Source organism: Thalassolituus alkanivorans (genome assembly GCF_020447205.1).
Classification (GTDB): Bacteria; Pseudomonadota; Gammaproteobacteria; order Pseudomonadales; family Oceanobacteraceae; genus Venatoribacter; species Venatoribacter alkanivorans.
In genome coordinates, this window is record NZ_JAJAEL010000008.1 from 64,882 (window position 1) to 84,157 (window position 19,276).

At 55.8% G+C, this 19,276-nt stretch carries 18 protein-coding genes; 7 read left to right on the forward strand and 11 right to left on the reverse strand.

Annotated features, from left to right (window positions below):
* Positions 1–14: 14 nt before the first annotated feature.
* From ggt to LGT44_RS05880, 6 genes are all read right to left on the reverse strand, one after another.
* A complete protein-coding gene (gene ggt, locus LGT44_RS05855; protein ID WP_230332176.1) occupies positions 15–1,781 on the reverse strand; it encodes a gamma-glutamyltransferase in 1,767 nt (588 codons plus the stop codon).
* 94 nt (positions 1,782–1,875) lie between these two features.
* On the reverse strand, positions 1,876–2,133 hold the full coding sequence (locus LGT44_RS05860; RefSeq protein WP_145467597.1) for a YfhL family 4Fe-4S dicluster ferredoxin: 258 nt from the start codon (positions 2,131–2,133) through the stop codon (positions 1,876–1,878).
* A gap of 23 nt (positions 2,134–2,156) precedes the next feature.
* The gene (coaD, locus tag LGT44_RS05865) at positions 2,157–2,633 is read right to left on the reverse strand and encodes a pantetheine-phosphate adenylyltransferase (RefSeq protein ID WP_145467599.1); all 477 of its coding nucleotides are present in this window, start codon (positions 2,631–2,633) and stop codon (positions 2,157–2,159) included.
* A 155-nt stretch (positions 2,634–2,788) separates the two neighbouring features.
* The gene (locus LGT44_RS05870; protein WP_230332175.1) at positions 2,789–4,423 is read right to left on the reverse strand and encodes a GMC family oxidoreductase; all 1,635 of its coding nucleotides are present in this window, start codon (positions 4,421–4,423) and stop codon (positions 2,789–2,791) included.
* Positions 4,424–4,450: 27 nt separating this feature from the next.
* Positions 4,451–4,984: a twin-arginine translocation signal domain-containing protein gene (locus LGT44_RS05875; RefSeq protein WP_145467603.1), complete on the reverse strand. Its 534-nt coding sequence runs from the start codon at positions 4,982–4,984 to the stop codon at positions 4,451–4,453.
* 11 nt (positions 4,985–4,995) lie between these two features.
* A complete protein-coding gene (locus LGT44_RS05880) occupies positions 4,996–6,438 on the reverse strand; it encodes a coniferyl aldehyde dehydrogenase (protein ID WP_145467605.1) in 1,443 nt (480 codons plus the stop codon).
* 210 nt (positions 6,439–6,648) lie between these two features.
* On the opposite strand from LGT44_RS05880, the gene LGT44_RS05885 reads away from it, so the two are divergent.
* The gene (locus tag LGT44_RS05885) at positions 6,649–7,323 is read left to right on the forward strand and encodes a TetR/AcrR family transcriptional regulator (RefSeq protein ID WP_145467606.1); all 675 of its coding nucleotides are present in this window, start codon (positions 6,649–6,651) and stop codon (positions 7,321–7,323) included.
* 44 nt (positions 7,324–7,367) lie between these two features.
* Here LGT44_RS05885 and LGT44_RS05890 read toward each other — a convergent pair whose 3' ends face one another.
* The 3 genes from LGT44_RS05890 to LGT44_RS05900 form a co-directional block, all read right to left on the reverse strand.
* Positions 7,368–8,174: a hypothetical protein gene (locus LGT44_RS05890; protein WP_230332174.1), complete on the reverse strand. Its 807-nt coding sequence runs from the start codon at positions 8,172–8,174 to the stop codon at positions 7,368–7,370.
* A 129-nt stretch (positions 8,175–8,303) separates the two neighbouring features.
* Entirely contained in the window at positions 8,304–8,867 is a 564-nt protein-coding gene (gene rsmD, locus LGT44_RS05895) for a 16S rRNA (guanine(966)-N(2))-methyltransferase RsmD (protein ID WP_230332173.1), read from the reverse strand.
* 7 nt (positions 8,868–8,874) lie between these two features.
* Positions 8,875–9,705: a hypothetical protein gene (locus LGT44_RS05900; protein ID WP_230332172.1), complete on the reverse strand. Its 831-nt coding sequence runs from the start codon at positions 9,703–9,705 to the stop codon at positions 8,875–8,877.
* Between the two features lie 247 nt (positions 9,706–9,952).
* On the opposite strand from LGT44_RS05900, the gene ftsY reads away from it, so the two are divergent.
* From ftsY to rpoH, 4 genes are all read left to right on the forward strand, one after another.
* Positions 9,953–11,194 (forward strand): signal recognition particle-docking protein FtsY, encoded by a 1,242-nt coding sequence (gene ftsY / locus LGT44_RS05905; protein WP_230332171.1) that lies wholly within the window; start codon positions 9,953–9,955, stop codon positions 11,192–11,194.
* Positions 11,195–11,519: 325 nt separating this feature from the next.
* Entirely contained in the window at positions 11,520–12,206 is a 687-nt protein-coding gene (gene ftsE / locus LGT44_RS05910; RefSeq protein WP_230331054.1) for a cell division ATP-binding protein FtsE, read from the forward strand.
* Positions 12,199–13,179, forward strand: coding sequence for a permease-like cell division protein FtsX (gene ftsX / locus LGT44_RS05915; RefSeq protein WP_230331000.1), 981 nt, complete (start codon positions 12,199–12,201; stop codon positions 13,177–13,179). The genes ftsE and ftsX overlap by 8 nt, the downstream gene beginning before the upstream one ends.
* A 144-nt stretch (positions 13,180–13,323) precedes the next feature.
* Positions 13,324–14,193 (forward strand): RNA polymerase sigma factor RpoH, encoded by an 870-nt coding sequence (gene rpoH / locus LGT44_RS05920; RefSeq protein ID WP_230331001.1) that lies wholly within the window; start codon positions 13,324–13,326, stop codon positions 14,191–14,193.
* Between the two features lie 146 nt (positions 14,194–14,339).
* Here the strand turns inward: rpoH and rho are convergent, their stop codons facing one another.
* Positions 14,340–15,608 carry a transcription termination factor Rho gene (rho, locus tag LGT44_RS05925; RefSeq protein ID WP_145467616.1) on the reverse strand — a complete coding sequence of 423 codons (1,269 nt, stop codon included), beginning with the start codon at positions 15,606–15,608 and terminating at the stop codon, positions 14,340–14,342.
* 179 nt (positions 15,609–15,787) lie between these two features.
* A complete protein-coding gene (gene trxA / locus LGT44_RS05930; protein WP_145467618.1) occupies positions 15,788–16,114 on the reverse strand; it encodes a thioredoxin TrxA in 327 nt (108 codons plus the stop codon).
* Positions 16,115–16,340: 226 nt separating this feature from the next.
* On the opposite strand from trxA, the gene ppx reads away from it, so the two are divergent.
* Together ppx and LGT44_RS05940 are read left to right on the forward strand one after the other, a co-directional pair.
* A complete protein-coding gene (gene ppx, locus LGT44_RS05935) occupies positions 16,341–17,843 on the forward strand; it encodes an exopolyphosphatase (protein WP_225691188.1) in 1,503 nt (500 codons plus the stop codon).
* Positions 17,844–18,032: 189 nt separating this feature from the next.
* Positions 18,033–18,920: a PAS domain S-box protein gene (locus LGT44_RS05940; RefSeq protein WP_225691187.1), complete on the forward strand. Its 888-nt coding sequence runs from the start codon at positions 18,033–18,035 to the stop codon at positions 18,918–18,920.
* Positions 18,921–19,276 lie beyond the last annotated feature (356 nt).

Consider the following 19,276-nt stretch of genomic DNA (forward strand, 5'->3'; position numbering starts at 1 on the left):
TTGAGCAACCTTCTTCATGGCTTATTTTCCGGATTCACGACAGCGCTGCCGATACCACGCGGGTCAGAGGCCGCCGTCACCTGCTGTTTGCGCTTATCCCAGAGAATCGCCTGCATATTGCCGTACTGGCGTCCTGCGGTCTGCAGGCGGTGCCCCATACGGGTCAGGGCAACCTCCTGCTGCGCGCTGAAAGCGCCGGGTTCGTGTTGCAGCACATCCGGCAGATACTGATGATGAAAACGCGGGCGGCTGACCCAGTCACTCACCGCTTTGCCCTGCAGATGTTCCAGCGTGCCCAGCAGCACCATGCTGATAATACGGCTGCCGCCGGGGGTGCCGATAATCGCGGTTTGCTGCGGGCTGTTGATAATGGTCGGTGTCATGCTCGACAGTGGCCGCTTACCCGCGGCGATGGCGTTGGCTTCGTTACCGGTCAGACCATAGGCGTTGGGTGCGCTTGGCTTGGCAGAGAAGTCGTCCATTTCGTTATTCAGCAGAATTCCTGTTCCGGCGGCGGTAAAGGCCGAGCCGAAGGGCAGGTTAATACTCAGCGTGGCCGAGACCATATTGCCGTCTTTATCCAGCACCGACAGATGGGTGGTGTGGAAGCCTTCGTTAAGGTTTTTTGGCCCGGCCAGATCAAGGCTCGGAGTGGCCTGTACCGGATCGATACTTTCGGCCCAGGCTTGTGCCCGTGCTTCGGATAACAATCCGGATACCGGTACATCGACAAAATCCGGGTCGCCGAGAAACTCGGCGCGGTCACGGTAGGCGCGGCGCATCACTTCGGTTAACAGGTGGGTCTGATCCACAGGCGTCATGGTCTGCCAGCTGAAATGACTGAGCATATTCAGCATCTGCACAATGGCGATACCGCCGGAGGATGGAGGTGGTGCGCTGATAACTTCCAGTGCACCGTAACGCACGTGTACCGGCTCGCGTTCGACCACGCGGTAATTGGCCAGGTCTGCGGCTGTCCACTCGCCGCCGTTGCTGTTCACCGCTGAAAGCAGACGCTGCGCAACCGCGCCTTTATAAAAACCATCGAAGCCATTATTGGCCAGCGCTTCCAGTGTCTGTGCCAGCTCGGGTTGCTGCAGTTCAAAGCCCGCAGCCGGAATGTCGTTGTTATCGAGAAACAGGCGTGCACTTTCTTCATAGCGGCGTACCGCCTGCAGACGGTAGCCCATCAGCATGCGGTAGTGCTCGTCCACCGCGAAGCCGTCGCGGGCCTGTTGAATGGCTGCACGCAGCGTTTTCTTTAACGACAGCTCGCCATAGCGTTCGCTGATATAGGCAAAGGCGGCGGCCTGGCCGGGAATGGCTGCAGCGGTTGCACCGTTGACCGCTTTGTCGCGGTTTACGCTGCCGTCGGCGTTCAGATAGTAGTCGCGGTGGGCGGCAGCCGGGGCGGTCTCCCGGGCGTCGATAAAGCGGTACTGTGCTGCTTTGGCGTCGTACAGCAGCCAGAAGCCGCCGCCACCGATACCGGCACTGTAAGGCTCAACCACGCCCAGACTGGCGGCCACGGCAATGGCGGCATCAAAGGCGTTGCCACCCTGCTCTAGTATCGCCATACCGGCGGCGGTTGCCAGCGGGTGTGCACTGGCAATCGCGGCCTGGCCGGGAGCGCTGTTGTGGCTGCTGGCTGCGCTGGTGGGCACGTTGCTGCGTTCAGGGCTGGCGGTGTTCTGTGGTGTACTGCAGGCGCTGAGTAACAGGGCAAACAGCAGTGGAATCAGGGTCAGCGGACGCGACGCAGTATGTAACATCGGGCGCATAAAAAAGGCCTCCTTGTGGGAGGCCTTAGTGTGTGGGAGGTCAGGCAGCGGTGCAACCGTCGTGGTGCAGGCTCCGCGTCTGCTTCCGCGCTGATCAGGCGATTTTTTTGCCGGTCAGTTTTTCGTATTTGGCTTCCAGTTCTTCCTGGGTTTCCATACGGTTTTCATCCTGTGGAATACAATCCACCGGACAGACTAACTGGCACTGTGGCTCGTCGTAGTGGCCAACACATTCGGTGCACTTGGACGGGTCAATCTCGTAAATTTCTTCGCCGGCAGAAATAGCTTCGTTCGGACATTCCGGTTCGCATACATCACAGTTGATGCATTCGTCAGTGATAATCAGGGCCATGACTTACCTCCGTCAGGGGCGGGTTAATTCACACATTTCTTCAGGGCTTTGGCTACCTGAGGATTTACAAAATTGCTGACATCTCCGCCCAGTGAGGCGATTTCTCTGACCAGCGTAGATGAAATGTAAGAGAAGTGCTCAGCCGGAGTCAGGAACAGACTTTCCACGTTCGGCGCCAGTACACGGTTCATATTGGCGAGCTGGAATTCGTATTCAAAATCAGACACCGCACGCAGACCGCGCAGGATGATGTTGGCGTTTTTCTCTTTAACGAAATCAGCCAGCAGGTTGCTGAAACCAACCACTTCAACGTTGGCCAGATGGCCGAGTACGCTGCGTGCCAGATCGACACGGGTTTCGAGGTCCAGCATCGGCTTTTTCTTCGGATTGTCGGCCACCGCAAGAATGATGTGGTCAAACATACGCGCCGCCCGTTCGACCAGATCGGTATGACCGTTGGTGATCGGATCGAACGTGCCAGGGTAGACAGCAATATTCATGAATGAGCCTTCTGCGTGCGCTGGAAATGCGCCGCATAGTAAACAAAAGCCGCACGGCAAACAATAAAACGCTGGTGGCTGTTACGTGCAGGGGCGGATAACAAGGGTAAGTTTGCCGTGGATCAAATGATCCACGGCAGCTGACAGAGGAATCGTCAGGCGCTGGTTTTGATGGTTTCCAGCAGTTTGTTGGCCTGCTTGCAGGCCAGACCATAGATCGACAGCTGTGGGTTAGCGCCGATACTGGTCGGGAAGGCCGAACCGTCAAACACATAGAGGTTATCGAGGTGATGGTACTTACCATGACTGTCGACCAGACAACGGCTCTGATCTTCACCCATGGTCAGGCCACCCATGCAGTGAGCGGAACCGGCGGTAAAGGCATTGGAGCGGAACTCCAGCTGACTGATACCGGCTTTGGCCTCTTCCCAGCTGCGGAACCACGGCGAATCAACGTGGGAGGCGCGTACCGCTTTGGCACCCGCAGCAAACTGAATTTCAGCCATGGTCAGCCAGGAACGTATTACCCCGTCCCACAGGTAGTCGTTGATCTCGTAGTCGATGATCGGCGTGCCATCGGAGGCCAGCTCAATGCTGCCGCCTTCGCTGTCGGCGTGGAAACCGTCGCGCAGCAGGGCAATCATGGCGTGCAGGTTCGGCAGCTTGCTGATGTCCTCAAAGTGCTGAGCACCATGGCCGAGCAGAAGTACTGAGGTCAGCCCCGGCTGCAGTGGTGGCACTTCGAGTTTGTAGCCCACTTTGCCGCTGACTTCGAGCCACTGGAAGTGGTCGGAGTAAATCGACTGTGGCGCGCCATAGTAAGGATCGATCACCTGTTCGAATTCGGCAAAGCAGAAGGTGGTCGGATGGAAGAAGGTACGCTTACCGATACGCTTGTGCGGGTCCGGTGCTTTGGAGCGCAGCAACAGCGCCGGGCCGTTGATCGCACCACAGGCCATCACCACGTGCGGCGCTTTGGCGACGAAGCTTTTACCGCTTGGCTGATAATCACGGCCCAGTGCGGTGACTTCCACGCCCAGTACTTTGCGGCCTTCCATAATCAGGCGTTCGGCACGGGCGCTGTACACCAGCTCAGAATGGTTATCCAGCGCCGCCGGAATGGTGGTTACCAGCATGGATTGCTTGGCGTTGGTCGGACAGCCGGTACCGCAGTAACCGAGGTTCCAGCAGCCGGATACGTTACGCGGAATTACATGCCAGTCGATACCCAGCTGAGTGGCGCCGCGGGCCAGTACCGAGTTGTTTTCATTCGGCGGTACCTGCCACGGAGCAACGTTCAGGCGCTGTTCCATCTTCTCGAACCAGGGGTCCATTTCAGCGCGGCTGAAACCTTCAACGCCAAACTCCTGCTGCCAGTAGTCGAGGGTCGGTTCCGGGGTGCGAAAGCTGGAGGTCCAGTTGATCACGGTGGTGCCGCCAACGCAGCGACCCTGCAGGATCGACATCGCGCCGTCTTTGCTCATGCGCCCGGCGCTTTCCTGATACAGGTCGCGGTAGGCTTCACGCTCGTCCATGCGGAAATCGTTGGTGCTTTTCAGCGGGCCTTCTTCCAGCATCAGCACTTTCAGTCCGGCCTTGGCCAGAATCTCTGCGGTGGTGCCGCCACCGGCGCCGGTACCGATAATGATGACGTCGGCTTCGATGACGCTGCCGTCGGCGACTTCGGTCGATTCACGTACGTTCCAGCCGTTGGCGATACCGTCCAGAATGGGGTCGGGAATACCGGCAACCACCGGGATATCGGGCTGGCGTTGATTATTATTCTGCATTGCCTTGTCTCTTTTTATTCTGTGTTATCAGGCCGGGATTTTCTTTGGCGCGCCCGGGTAGCCGCTGCTGACAAAGGTTTCTGGCTGAGAGTACCAGCACATGGTCAGAAGCTTACACAGCGAGCCATAGCCCATGCGCTTCAGCTGGATGCTGCTGGTTTTCCAGTCCTGTAAAAAGGCTTCAATCTGCCCGGCGCTGGCCTCACTCCAGCTGCCCCATTGCGCGCCCATGGCGGCACGGATCGGAGCAACCTGCATCACGTCCAGCAGCTGTATCAGCTGGCTTCTGGAATAGTCTTCGAGGGTGCCGATCAGGGTATCCAGCGCTTTGGTCAGGCGCACCGGAGCGTCGGCGGCCAGTGTGCCGGGATAGCTTTTATTCAGAATGACCGGCGCCAGCGCGCTGAGGAATTCAATATCGCCGGCGCGCAGCAGCTTGTAGCCTTCGGCGGCAGGCACCTTGCTGCAGCCGGTCAGACCGGCCAGCGAGGCGCCCACGGTCAGTGCCGCAGCGGAGCTGGCACTGAGTTGTAAAAATCCACGACGGGAGGTGTTGAACATAAAACGCCTCCTCAGCGGATAAACAGCTTGCGGATCAGGCCCTGAATCGCGCCGCCGTACGGTGGGTAGATAAACTGTCCGCTGTTAAAGCGGCCTTTGCGGTGTACCGCTTTGGCTTTCGACAGGGCGATAAAACCTTCTTTACCGTGGTAATGACCCATTCCGGACGGGCCGACACCACCGAATGGCATATCATCCTGCGCGATGTGCATCAGCGTATCGTTGATGGTGACACCACCGGCGTGGGTGCGCTCCAGTACTTTCTTCTGCTGTGTTTTGTCGTAGCTGAAGAAGTACAGCGCCAGCGGGCGGTCGCGGTCGTTAACGTAGTCGATGGCATCGTCCAGTGAGCGGTATGGCACCACCGGCATCACCGGGCCAAACAGCTCTTCCTGCAGCACTTTCATCTCGGCAGTGCCGTTTTCGATAAGATGCAGTGGCATCTTGCGGGTGCCGCTGAAGTCTTCGTTCGCCGGATTCACCACGGTGATTTTGGCGCCTTTCTCTTTCGCATCGGCGACCCAGGCCTGCAGGCGCTGGTGCTGACGTTCGTTCACCACCGCAGTGTAATCATTGTTGTCGCGGATGGTCGGATACATACGGGCGAAGGTGGCCTGATAGGTGTCGATAAACTCCTGCTCTTTACCGGCAGGCAGCAGCACGTAATCCGGGGCGATACAGGTCTGACCGGCATTCAGGGATTTGCCGAAACAGATACGCTCGACGGCATCCTTCATGCTGGCACCCGGTGCGATAATGGCCGGTGATTTACCGCCCAGCTCCAGGGTAACCGGCGTCAGGTTTTTCGCTGCGGCGGACATGACGATGCGGCCAACGGCGGTTGAGCCGGTGAACACCAGATGATCCCAGGGAATTTCGGCAAAGGCGGAGGATACTTCCACTTCACCTTCGATCAGGGCCACCTGATTCTCGTTGAATACTTCAGCCAGCAGTTTTTTCAGCACCTTGTTGGTCACCGGCGTGAACTCAGACATCTTGATCATGGCGCGGTTACCGGCGGCCAGTGCGGTCATCAGCGGCAGCAGTGCCAGCTGAATCGGGTAGTTCCATGGCACCATAATGCCGATCACGCCCAGTGGCTGGTACATCACATGGTTGTGTGACGGCGCAAACAGCATGCTGACGTGGCGCTTGGACGGTTTCATCCAGCCGCGCAGACGTTTGCAGGCGTAGTTGATGCCTTCAACACTGGTCATGATCTCGGCGATCATGGTTTCGTCGGTTGAACGGCAGCTGAAATCCTGGTTCACCGCAGCAGCCAGTTCATCCTGATACTTCAGGATGGCAGCCTTCAGACGCTTCAGATCGGCAATGCGCTCGTCGGCGGACGGCATCGGGTTGTTACGGAACGCCTGTTGCTGTTGTTTGAACAGGCTGTGCATGCGCTCGAGCTCTTCATTGGGAGAGTGGAGACTGGTAACCGTCGCGACCATACTGGGCTCCTGCGGGATAGTTATTATTGGTTTGCTTTCGTCGGTTGGTATTATTAGAGTCATTACTCTAAAAGGTCAACACTGTAAAAGAATGATGGCGAAGATCAACCTTCTGCGCATGGCATTTGCGGCCAATCTGTGTGAGCCTGCGCCTGACAACATGACGCCCGGCGTTTTATCAGTAATACGGGCAGCGACAGCGGAAACGGCATGAGTACTAAAGAACGAATTCTCGACGCCAGCCTGCAGCTCTTTAATGAGCAGGGTGAGCGCAAGGTAACAACCAACCATATTGCCGCCCATCTGGCGATTTCGCCGGGCAATCTGTATTACCACTTCAAGAATAAGCAGGCGATTATCTTTGCCCTGTTTGAGCGCTATGAAAGCCGGGTGCTGGATATTCTGCAGGTGCCGGAAGAACGCGCGCTGCAACCACTGGATAAACTGCGTTATCTGCAGGACATCTTTACCGGTTTGTGGGACTACCGCTTTATGCACCGCGATATGGAACATCTGTTACTGGCAGACGCTGAACTGCATGCCCGTTACCGCGCGTTTTTCCGCCTGTGTCTGCAACGGGTGCAGCAGATTTTCCGTGGGCTGGCCGAGGCTGGCATTATCCGCATCAGCGAAGCTGACATCGCCAGTCTGGCGCTGAATACCTGGATTGTGGTGACGTCCTGGTTTTCTTTCCTGCGCTGCAATCTGCTCAATGCTGACGTTGATGCGATTTCGCCGGAGCTGTTGCGCGGCGGTATTTATCAGGTGTTTACGCTGGAGCGGCCCTATCTGACCGACGAATACCGCGAGGCGATGAATCAGCTGCAACAGCAGTTTATTCCGCGTCCGAGCTGGCTGGAGGCCGACGAAGAAACCGTCGGTTAACGTGGTTCCGGCCCGTTAGCGGGCCGGAAGTACGATGGCGGTAATCAGAAATTACGCAGGTAGGCGTTAACAAAATCAGACTGGTTGGCGGCGTCTTTTGCCGTCATAAAGGTTATTTCGTTGCCCTGACGGCGCAGCTTCAGAACCTCACCAAACTTGCATTGCACCGTCTGCAGTGCCGCCAGATCGGCCTTGAACTGTGGGTGATACTGACAGATACGGGCCATTTCACCGGCAACCTGTGAGCAGTAAGCGCCAATGCTGACATCTTTCAGCAGGCCGTCATTCACGCTGGTCCAGTCAATACGGGTCTTGATGGTGCTGCCGCAGGCCTGGCTGGCTTCGCTGTCTTTTTCGCTGAGCATGGTTTCGGTGTTCTTAACGTGTTTATCACGGTTAAACTGAGCCAGCTTTTTCTGGATGCCTTCGCTGTTTTGCAGACCGTAGCGTTCAACCAGCGCTTCACGGGTAGGGTCGGTTTCACCTTGCTCAACCGTGCCAACATTTACACCGTCACGGCCGGTGTCCGGCAGGAATACCTGAAAGTACTCATTGCCCCAGTTCATGCCTTTTAAAATCAGGGTTCTTGGCTGGCCATCGTAAGCGATGCGGTAGGCAACAGAGCCCTGACCGCGGTCCTGCATTTCTGCCAGAAAGACCACCCGGTCGACCGCGTGGTTAACACCGGAAACCTGTACCAGCGCTTTGCTGTCGTCGTTTTTCAGCGGCAGAATTACGGCCTTCAGCGACTGCGCGCCGCCGAGATATACCGGGTAGTCAACGACTTCAATAGCCTGGGCGCGGAATGCGGTTAACAGGCAAAGGGTAAGAAAAGAAAGGGTTTTCAGCATGGAATGTCCTTATTGATAGCTGATTGAGCAGAATTCAGCTGCCGCTAAATGGCAGGCGGCGCTACTTTATCATCGCCTGCCCGGGAATTCTTCAGCCCTTTTGATAACTCAATCAAAAAACAATAAAAATCAGGGCTCCGGGTCCGCCATTACTTCAAACAGGCGGAAACAGAACTCCTTGGTTTCCTTATGTTTGATTTCCTGCCAGTTGGCCGGAAACAGTGGCTGCAGGCGAACTTCATGCTCGATATACACCAGTGCTCCGGGCAGCAGGCGCAGGGCATTGATGGCCGGTTGCAGCAGGTCTTTGCCAAACGGCGGATCGAGAAACACCAGATCAAAAGGCTCCGGATTCTGTTGCAGCCACAGCAGGGCATCGCCGGCCCAGACCTGAGCGTTGCGCGCCTGCAGAATTTCCAGATTTTCGCGCAGCTGCAGGGCCGCATTGGGATGCTTCTCGAGAAAAATCACTTCCTTCGCACCGCGCGACAGTGCTTCGAAGCCCAGCGCGCCGGAACCGGCAAAGGCATCCAGTGCGCGTGCGCCTTCGACATCGTACTGCAGCCAGTTAAAGACGGTTTCACGTACCCGGTCCATGGTCGGACGCAGGCCATCGACGGCGGGAAAACGCAGGCGGCGGGAGCGCCACTGGCCACCAATAATACGCAGTTGCTGGGATTGGATTTTGCTCATGAGTTCTTCAGTGCTGGCTGGGTTCGCGCTGCGGCTGAGTTGCTGACAGACAGTGCAGCAATTCAGCGGGAGCGGTTTTCTGGCTCTGGCCGAGCTGATGATACAGCTGGCGGTAGAGGTCTTCCGGCAGGCGATAGTAGGCAAGATCGGCCTGAATGTCGATCTGATCACGGTCATCCTGCCAGCTTTGGCGCAGCAACCGGGCCTGCTCAAGCCGCCATTCGGCCCAGGCGCTGCGTGTTGGTTCTGCGGTTTTGGCTTGTGTGTCGGGACTGATCAGCATATCAAGGCTGTCCGGCAAGCTGTAAAGGGTTGCCCAGGCGTGTGCCGGTTGTAGCGCCGACGCAGGTAACAGCGCCTGAGTCAGCCACAAGGCACCCGCCAGATGCTCCTGGATACAGGCCGGCAGAGACCCGTTGAGAGGTTCCAGCGGCTGCAGATTCAGGCTGCGGATGACGTAAGCGGCCATGGTTTTCTGGCTGAGTTCATTCCATGGCCCGGCAATCAGCAGCAGCGCCGGACCTCCTTTCAGGTTACCCGGCAGTTGCTGTTTCAGGTTTTCGGCCCAGTCTGTGGCAGGCAGTTGCAGTGTGTACACCGCGCTGGTGGTGCGCAGTGCCAGATAGCCACCATTCACATCGCCGGCACTGCGCAGATAAACACCGACACCTTCCAGACTCTGCCAGAACTGCCAGCCAGCAGCGGCCAGCGGCGGTTGCTGCAGCGTCGGTAATGGCTGCTGCTCTTCATCTTTCCAACCGAGATTAATCCAGCTGATCAGTAGCAGGCAGATGATAATCAGAGCGCTCAGAGTGGTGCGGCTGAAGCCGTGCAGCATAGGGCGGTTATCCCGGTTTGATGGTGGTTGCCGGTTTCAGGTGCAAACATGCCCTGAATGCGGGGTGAAATTTATCCGCTGCCGATTACATACGGCGGAATGATGGTAGGATAGCGCCCTGACGCCGGGTGCGGAAATAACGTGATGGGCTTTGGCCCGATTGCACTGTTTCGCAAAACCCCACAACACCCCGCAAAACCGGCGCATAACGAACATCCATTATTGTCCCTGATGTCTGAGTGCCCCGATGTTTGATTTTTTTAAGCGCAAAAAAAATGCTCCGGAAGCCGCCAAAGAAACCCCGGCGGAATCTGAATCCCCAGAACAATCTGCTGAACAGCCTCCTGAGCAGGTGCAGGCTGACAGTACGGAAACCGTAACCGAAGCTGCAGCACCAGCCGCTGAAGTGGTGGCCGCAGAAAGCACTGTTACTGAAGATGAAGCGGTTGAAGTTCCGGCTGCAGAGAAGCCGGCAGATATTGTCAGTGCTGAAGCGGCTCCGGCCCAGCCGAAGACTCAGGATAAACCGCTGGATAATCAGGGCACGAAAAAGCCGGGCTTTTTCAGCCGTATCCGTCAGGGCCTGAGCAAAACCCGCAGTGGCCTGAGCGATGGCCTGGCCAACCTGTTGCTGGGCAAAAAAGAAATCGACGATGACCTGCTGGAAGAACTGGAAACCCAGCTGATCATGGCCGACGTGGGTGTCGAAGCCACGCAGGACATCATGAGCCGCCTGACCGCCCGCGTCAGCCGCAAGGAACTGAGTGATTCCGATGCCCTCTATAACGCCTTAATCGGCGAGCTGCAGGACACGCTGGGCGATGTGCAGGCCCCGCTGGTGATCGACAGCAGCAAAAAGCCTTATGTGATTCTGATGGTTGGTATTAACGGTGTGGGGAAAACCACCACCATCGGTAAGCTGGCCAAACAATTCCAGAGCGATGGCAAAAACGTCATGCTGGCGGCCGGTGATACCTTCCGTGCCGCAGCGGTTGAACAGCTGCAGGTCTGGGGTGAACGCAATAATGTGCCGGTGATTGCCCAGCACACCGGCGCCGATTCAGCTTCGGTACTGTACGATGCGCTGGAAGCGGCCAAAGCGCGTAAAGTCGATGTCCTGATCGCCGATACCGCCGGTCGTCTGCATACCAAAGACAACCTGATGCAGGAACTGGAAAAAGTCGTGCGGGTCATGAAAAAACTCGACGACAGCGCACCACACGAAGTGATGCTGGTGCTGGATGCGGGAACCGGCCAGAACGCCATTAACCAGGCGCGTCAGTTCCAGCAGGCGGTCGGCGTGACCGGCCTGACCCTGACCAAGCTCGATGGTACCGCCAAGGGCGGTATTATCTTTGCGCTGGCCCGCCACTTTGGCCTGCCGGTACGTTATATCGGTGTGGGCGAAGGTATCGATGACCTGCGTCCTTTTAATGCTGAAGAATTTACCCGTGCACTGTTCCAGCGCGAGCAGAACGACAACGGCTGATGGCGCGAACAGGTCCAGTCGACTGAGATATTAGGGCCTGTTGACACTAAGTGAATCGGGCCTGCTGAGAGCCAGTTTTTCTCAGAACAAGGAGAGAGGAGTGATATTAGCGGGCTAAATGAATGACGAGCGACGAAGTTAATGGGGAAAACTGGCCTCAGCCCGAAGGGTTATGGCTAAAAATCCCTCATCCTGCGTTGCTGTTCGCTCGCTTAACCCGTTAGGCCACACTCTCAGCGCCTTGTCTGAGGAATTTTTATCCGATAACAGGCCTGTTTAATTAGTGTCAACAGGCCCTAGCATAAAACAGGAGCCGGATATGACCATGGTGCAGTTTGACCGGGTCGGTAAACGTTACCCCGGAGGCAAAGAAGCCCTCAGTGGCATCAGCTTTGAGCTGGCCCGTGGCGAATTTGCATTTCTTACCGGGCACAGCGGTGCCGGCAAAAGTACGTTGCTGAAGCTGATGATGCTGATGGAGCGTCCTTCCCGTGGTCAGGTGTTTGTCGATGGTCAGAACCTCGGGCGCCTGCGCGCCGGGCAAATCCCTTACCTGCGCCGCAAAGTTGGCGTGGTGTTCCAGAATCACCAGCTGCTGTTTGACCGCAGCGTCTTTGATAACGTCGCCCTCCCTCTGCAGATTGCCGGTTATACCCCGGCCGAAGCCGGACGCCGTGTGCGTGCGGCCCTTGATTCGGTTGGTTTGCTGGGCATGGAAAAACGCAACCCGATCGAACTGTCCGGCGGTGAGCAACAGCGCGTTGGTATTGCCCGTGCGGTGGTGAACAAGCCGGCACTGCTGCTGGCGGATGAGCCAACCGGTAACCTCGACCCTGAATTGTCGGCCGAGATTATGAATCTGTTTCTGCGCTTCCAGCAGGTGGGTGTCACCGTGCTTATTGCCAGCCACGATATCGCCCTGATTGAACACATGGGACACCGCCGCCTGATCCTCGATCACGGTCATCTGCACGAAGGTCAGATCGCCGGTGCCGGAGGTATTTATGGCTGAGCCAAAAAACAGCGTAAAAACCCAGGCCGGTGCATCGCTGCAGGAAATCGGCATGCGCAAGCGGCTGAATGCCTGGGCGGCGAACCATCAGCTGGTGGCGGTGGAAACCCTGATGCGTCTGCTGAGCAACCCGCTGGGCAGCCTGCTGACCTGGATGGTGATTGCCATTGCCCTGACCTTACCGGGCGCGCTGTGGATGGCGCTGGATAATATGGAGCAGCTCAGCGGCCGCTTTCAGGCATCGGGGCGGATCACGCTGTATCTGACACCAAAGGCGACCGAGCAGCAGGGCCAGCAGCTGAGTGACCGCATTGCCGCCCTCGACAGCGTGGCCAATACCGAATTTATCGATGCTGATACCGCACTGGATGATTTCCGCGATAACAGTGGCCTGCAGGCGGCACTGGATTTTCTGCCGGAAAATCCGTTGCCTGCCGTCATTCTTGTAGAGCCGCCGCTGGGCATCGAACAGGCCGCGTTGTTACGCCTGATTGAGCAACTTAAATCCTACCAGCTGGTCGATAGTGTGCAGCTGGATATGGCCTGGGTGGAACGACTGCAGGCGATGCTGGCACTGGCCGAGCGTTTAATTGGCGTGCTGGGTGTGTTGCTGGCGCTGGCGATTCTGCTGGTGGTCGGCAATACCATCCGCCTGGCGATTGCCGCACGGGTGGACGAAATCCGCGTGGTGAAGCTGGTCGGTGGTACCAACGCTTATGTGCGCCGCCCGTTCCTGTATACCGGGTTATGGTATGGCATGGTGGGTGGCCTGCTGGCTTGGTTATTGCTGATTCTGTGCTGGGCGTTGCTGAACGGCCCGGTGGCGGATCTGGCTGAGCTTTATGGTTCGGGCTTTGAACTGAAACCGCTGTCGGCAGGAGCCGCGATGGCGTTGCTGCTGGCGGCGATGTTGCTGGGCTGGTTAGGCGCCTGGTGGTCGGTCAGTCGGCATTTAGATCATATAGAGCCCTGATCTGGTCAAAACTGAATGTATTGTTCCGTAAAGGAACTCAATGGCATATTGGCTGTCAGACTTTGCAAGTGCTAAACTCAGTCGCCAACATACTTCGCAGAGGCTGCAAAAAGCACCTCACAGAGGCATTAAGAGGAAGGTTCAATGAACAAAGGTATGCAAGCCGTTAACGCTTTGTCCCCTGGTGCAAACTTGGAGTCGTACATTGCCACGGTTAATGCGATTCCTGTGCTCACCCCGGAAGAAGAGAAGCATCTGGCGGAACAACTTCATTATCACGCCGATCTCGAAGCCGCACGCCGTCTGGTTATGGCGCACATGCGTTTTGTTGTCCATATTGCCCGCAGCTACTCCGGCTATGGTCTGAATCAGGCTGACCTGATTCAGGAAGGTAACGTTGGCCTGATGAAGGCTGTTAAGCGTTTTAACCCGGAAGTGGGTGTGCGTCTGGTGTCCTTCGCTGTGCACTGGATCAAGGCCGAAATTCACGAATTTATTCTGCGCAACTGGCGCATCGTTAAAGTGGCCACCACCAAGGCCCAGCGTAAGCTGTTCTTTAACCTGCGCAGCCAGAAGAAGCGTCTGGGCTGGCTGAGCCAGGCAGAAGCCAAATCCATTGCCGAAGATCTCGGTGTGGAAACCAAAACCGTATTCGAGATGGAAGGTCGTCTGAATGCTTACGATGCGGCCTTTGATGCCGGCGTCGATGACGATGACGAAACCGCCTATCAGGCTCCGGCTCATTATCTGGAAGATCACAGTGCTGATCCGGCACTGATGGTTGAGTCGGATAACTTCGAGCAGGATTCCAACGACCGTCTGCATATGGCGCTGGATCAGCTGGATGAGCGCAGCCGTGCAATTCTGCAGCAGCGCTGGCTGAGTGAAGAAAAAGCCACTCTGCACGATCTGGCGGCGGTTTATCAGGTATCTGCTGAGCGTATCCGTCAGCTGGAAAAGAACGCGATGAAGAAACTGAAAGAAGCCATGGGTGGGGCATTAATGCCAGCCTGATGCCGATGCGGTTTTATGATTAAACCGTCTCTCTTATAAAACCGCCTGCGGGCGGTTTTTTTATGCGCGCTGTTTGTATGCACGCGTTTCCTGCAGACATAAAAAAGCCTCCGCAAGGGAGGCCTTTCTGGTCGCGCAGGTCAGGCTTATTTGCCTGAACCACCGCGCATAGAGTCGAAGAAGTCGTCATTGGTTTTGGTCTGACGCAGCTTATCGAGCAGGAACTCGATGGCCTGAACATCTTCCATCTCGGTCAGCAGGCGACGCAGAATCCACAGACGCTGCAGCGACATTTCATCAAACATCATATCTTCACGGCGGGTACCGGAACGACGGATGTTGATGGCCGGGTAGATACGCTTCTCGGCCACTTTACGGTCGAGGTGCAGTTCCTGGTTACCGGTACCCTTGAATTCTTCGTAGATCACTTCGTCCATCTTCGAACCGGTATCAACCAGCGTGGTGGCGATAATGGTCAGCGAGCCGCCTTCTTCAACATTACGGGCAGCACCGAAGAAGCGCTTTGGTTTTTCCAGCGCGTTGGCATCCACACCACCGGTCAGTACCTTGCCTGAGCTTGGTACAACGGTGTTGTAAGCACGGGCCAGACGGGTAATGGAGTCGAGCAGAATCACCACGTCGCGTTTGTGTTCAACCAGACGCTTGGCTTTTTCGATCACCATTTCAGCAACCTGAACGTGACGTGCCGGTGGCTCATCGAACGTCGAGGCAACCACTTCACCGCGTACCGAGCGTTTCATCTCGGTTACTTCTTCCGGACGTTCGTCGATCAGCAGAACGATCAGGTCACATTCCGGATTGTTGCGGGTAATTGACTGTGCAATGGTCTGCAGCAGCATGGTTTTACCGGCTTTTGGCGGTGCCACGATCAGACCACGCTGGCCTTTACCGATTGGCGCAACCAGGTCGAGTACACGGGAGGATAAATCTTCGGTAGAGCCGTTACCCTGTTCGAGGACAAAACGCTCTTGTGGGAACAGTGGGGTAAGGTTTTCGAACAGGACTTTGGATTTGGTGTTTTCCGGCTTATCGCCGTTAATCTGGTTAACCTTCAGTAACGCGAAGTAGCGTTCGCCTTCTTTCGGTGGGCGGATTTTACCGGCAACCTCATCACCTTTGCGCAGGTTAAAACGACGGATCTGACTCGGTGACACGTAGATGTCGTCGGGGCCTGCAAGGTAGGAGCTGTTGGCACTGCGCAGGAAGCCAAAACCATCCTGAAGAATTTCCAGTACGCCATCACCGTAGATGTCTTCACCGCTTTTCGCGTGGTGTTTCAGGATGGCAAAGATAATGTCCTGTTTGCGGGTGCGGCTGACGTTCTCAAGATTCATCTCCTTGGCTATTTCCAGGAGCTGAGGAACGGACTTCAGTTTCAGATCAGAAAGATTCATAAAGGGCTGGTGTTTATTGCAGTTATTGAAGGATTTTTGATGATTCATCAAGAGAGGAATGCGTGGGGGAACCCCGAACATCAACAGACTATAGACACATTGTTTTTGGGTGTCTACAGAAAAAGGCGCCTGTGGCGCCTTTTTATAAACAAGCTGCTACCAAGGTAGGCAATGGCTTATCAGAGAGCCTGCTCGATGAAAGCAGCCAGTTCAGATTTGCTCATCGCACCAATTTTGGTGGCTTCTGCCTGACCATTTTTGAACAGGATCAGGGTAGGGATAGAGCGGATGCCAAACTTAGGTGCAGTGGCTTCGTTCTGGTCGATGTTCAGTTTGGCGATTTTCAGTTTGCCGTCATATTCTTCGGCAATCTCTTCCAGCACCGGCGCAATCATTTTGCACGGACCACACCACTCAGCCCAGAAATCAACCAGTACAGGTACGTCAGAGCCCAGTACATCGGCATCGAAGGAGTCGTCGGTTACGGTCAGGATGTTGTCGCTCATGTGTTTCCCCTGTGGAATTTAAGTTTCGCAGCCCCGCATTGTACGCCGGCTTTGTCTGGAATCAATTACCGATTCTCCGCTGGACGTAGGATGTCGCTGGCTGCATATTCAGTCTTATTCGCTAAATGGGGTCGGCGGCAGCACTTTTAAAGTCTGTTCCGGCAGAGCATAAACCCGCATCCGGTGTATTCGCGGTGCAGGGTTACCAGTATTCAGGAAAGTAGTTATGACAGATAACACTGGCGCGATGAACGATCTGATCGCAGCGGTGGACCTGGGTTCCAACAGTTTTCATATGGTCATCGCACAGGAGTTTCAGGGCGAAATACGTACCCTTGAACGTCGTGGTCAGAAGGTTCAGCTGGCTGCCGGTCTGGATGAACGTGGCATTCTGTCGGAAGAAGCGCAACAGCGCGGACTCGAGTGCCTGCGCGAGTTTGCGCAGTTTATGCAGGGCATGGAACCACGCCGGGTGAGTGTGCTGGCCACCAATGCACTGCGCGCGGCGCGCAACCGTCAGCAGTTTATTGAACGCGCTGAAGAGATTCTGGGTTACCCGATTGAAGTCATTGCCGGGCGCGAAGAAGCACGCCTTATTTATCTCGGTGTGGCGCACACGCTGGCTGACGATGCCGGTCGCCGTCTGGTGGTGGATATCGGCGGTGGCAGTACCGAATTTATTATTGGCGAACGCTTTGAACCCAAGGCGCTGGAAAGCCTGCATATGGGCTGCGTTTCCTATACGAAACAGTTTTTCCCGGATGGCGTGATAACCGAAGCGCGTTTTGATGACGCCGTTGATGCGGCGCGTCAGGAACTGCTGAACATCGAAACCCATTACAAACAGCTGGGCTGGCACAGCGCGGTGGGTTCCTCCGGTACTATCCGTGCGGCGGAACAGGCACTGGTGGAAAACGGCTGGGAAGCGGAAGGCATCACGCCTGCCGGGCTGAAAAAACTGCGCAAACAGATGCTGCAATACGCCACTACAGATGATGTCAGTCTGCCGGGAGTGAAACCGGAACGGCGTCAGGTATTTATCGGCGGACTGGCGATTCTGCAGGCGGTGTTCGATACCTTCGGTCTGGAACGCATGATTTATTCCGATGGAGCGCTGCGCGAAGGCGCATTGTGGGACCTGGTCGGGCGTTCTACCCATGAGAATGTCCGCGAACGTACGGTACAGGCCATGGCCGAGCGCTTTTATGTCGATACTGCTCAGGCGCAGCGGGTGAAAGAAATGGCGCGCGCCCTGTTTGCTCAGGTACAGAAAGACTGGAAGCTCGATAACGGCTGGGGTTACTGGCTCGATTGGGCGTCACAGTTACATGAAATCGGTCTGAGCATTGCGCACAGTGGCTTCCATAAACACGGCGCTTATTTAGTGCAACATGCGGATTTACTCGGTTTTACCCGTCAGGGGCAAGCCAAACTGGCGGCCATGGTTCGCAGCCACCGGCGTAAATTTCTGCCTGAGTGTTTTTCCGAAATCGCTCCGGCCAGCCGCACGGCGATGATTCAGATCACGCGCTTACTGCGTCTGGCGGTGGTGCTCAATCACAGTCGTGGCGCGCATCCGGTTCCCTGTCCGCTGTTGCGCAGCGAGGGCGATCGTCTGCAACTGGTATTGCCGGAAGGCTGGCTGGCAGAGCATCCGCTGACCGCCCGCGATCTGGCGGCGGAAGTCAGTCAGCAGAAAGGTGCAGGTTTCAGCCTCGAAATCGCCTGAAGCTTGCGTCGCCTGTCCGGCTCATTCATCATCGCGGGCAATGTCTTTTGGCGACAGGATTACGATGCATGAGCTGATTCAGCATCGTGACTATTGTCTTTTGGCGACAGGATTACGATGCGTGAAATGATTCAGCATCGTGACTCCCGCCGCAGAGTCTTTTGGCGCAGTATCACGGAGGATTGGCCAATGCGTGCCGCAGATCTGATTCACCTGCTGAGCCAGTACGATCCTGATATGGAAGTACCGGTGTCTTTTTCGCACAGCGCAGTGGATGAAACGCCACTGCCAAAAATCACTACCTGTACCAGCAATGAGCGCAGCCGCTGCTATGAAACACTGGTAGAGCTTGCCGAAGACGGCATGCTGGTGGTGAATGCCGGCGGACATATCACCTATATGAATCCGTATCTGGTTCGTCTCTGTGGTTATGCTCCGGCAGAACTGGCCGGGCGGCCCTTAACTGAACTGATGCCGCGCGACGACGCCGAATTATTACGCCAGCGTTTATTCAGCATGCAGGGCAGCAGCCGTTTTACCGTCCGTCTGATCAGCCGCAGCCGCGATATGCACTGGGTGCAGATTTCCGCTACCGCAATTCCCAGCAGTGATGGCAGTTTCCGTGGCTGCATGATGACCGTAACCGATTTATCGCGGCAGCAGATTCATTTACAGGGAATGGGAGATCAGCAATTACTGGGCGATAAAGTTGAACGTATTCACGATCAGCTGGAACGCCTGAAAGTATTGCGCACGCATTTACTCAGCGAACTGGATGATATGCGGCAATTGCCAAGGGTTGATGCCACTCCGTTCTGGCATCAGGGGCGTTATCTGTATCTGATTGAGCCGCAGAAAAATGGTAAGCGCAAACGCCAGTATGTGGGTTCCGATCCGGAAAAAGTAAAACTGGCTTTGTCGGCTATGCGTCGCCAGCAGCGTTTTTTACAGGTACAGCAGGAGCTGGCACAGATTGATCATCAGATCCGTAATGCAACGTTCAAACTGGACAGTTTCCTTTGGGATCTGGCACAGGTGCCGCCCGATCTGCATCGTTTATTACCGGCTTCGGCCTGAAAAAAATACAGCATAAAAAAACAGCGCCATGAGCGCTGTTTTTTTTAACTTCATTTTACCAGCGCTTAAAAATCAACCACTTCCGTATTGTATTTCACCGACCTTATTGCGTTGTCCGCCGCCTATTTTGACTGTACGGTCGTGTCACTTTTATTGCAGTTTTTACACAATTTTTATTATCAGAAAACTCAGCAGTTTTTTTCATGACAGCAATCCGGAATCGGTGGTTGTGCTGTCATGAATGCCCTCCCTAGCATCCGGGCTCCGCAGACCTGAGCAGAACGGTCGTGTGGCATACGCAACGAAAAACCCTTGTTTTTCCGTGTCCGCATCAATACCGGCAGATCTGTGGAATT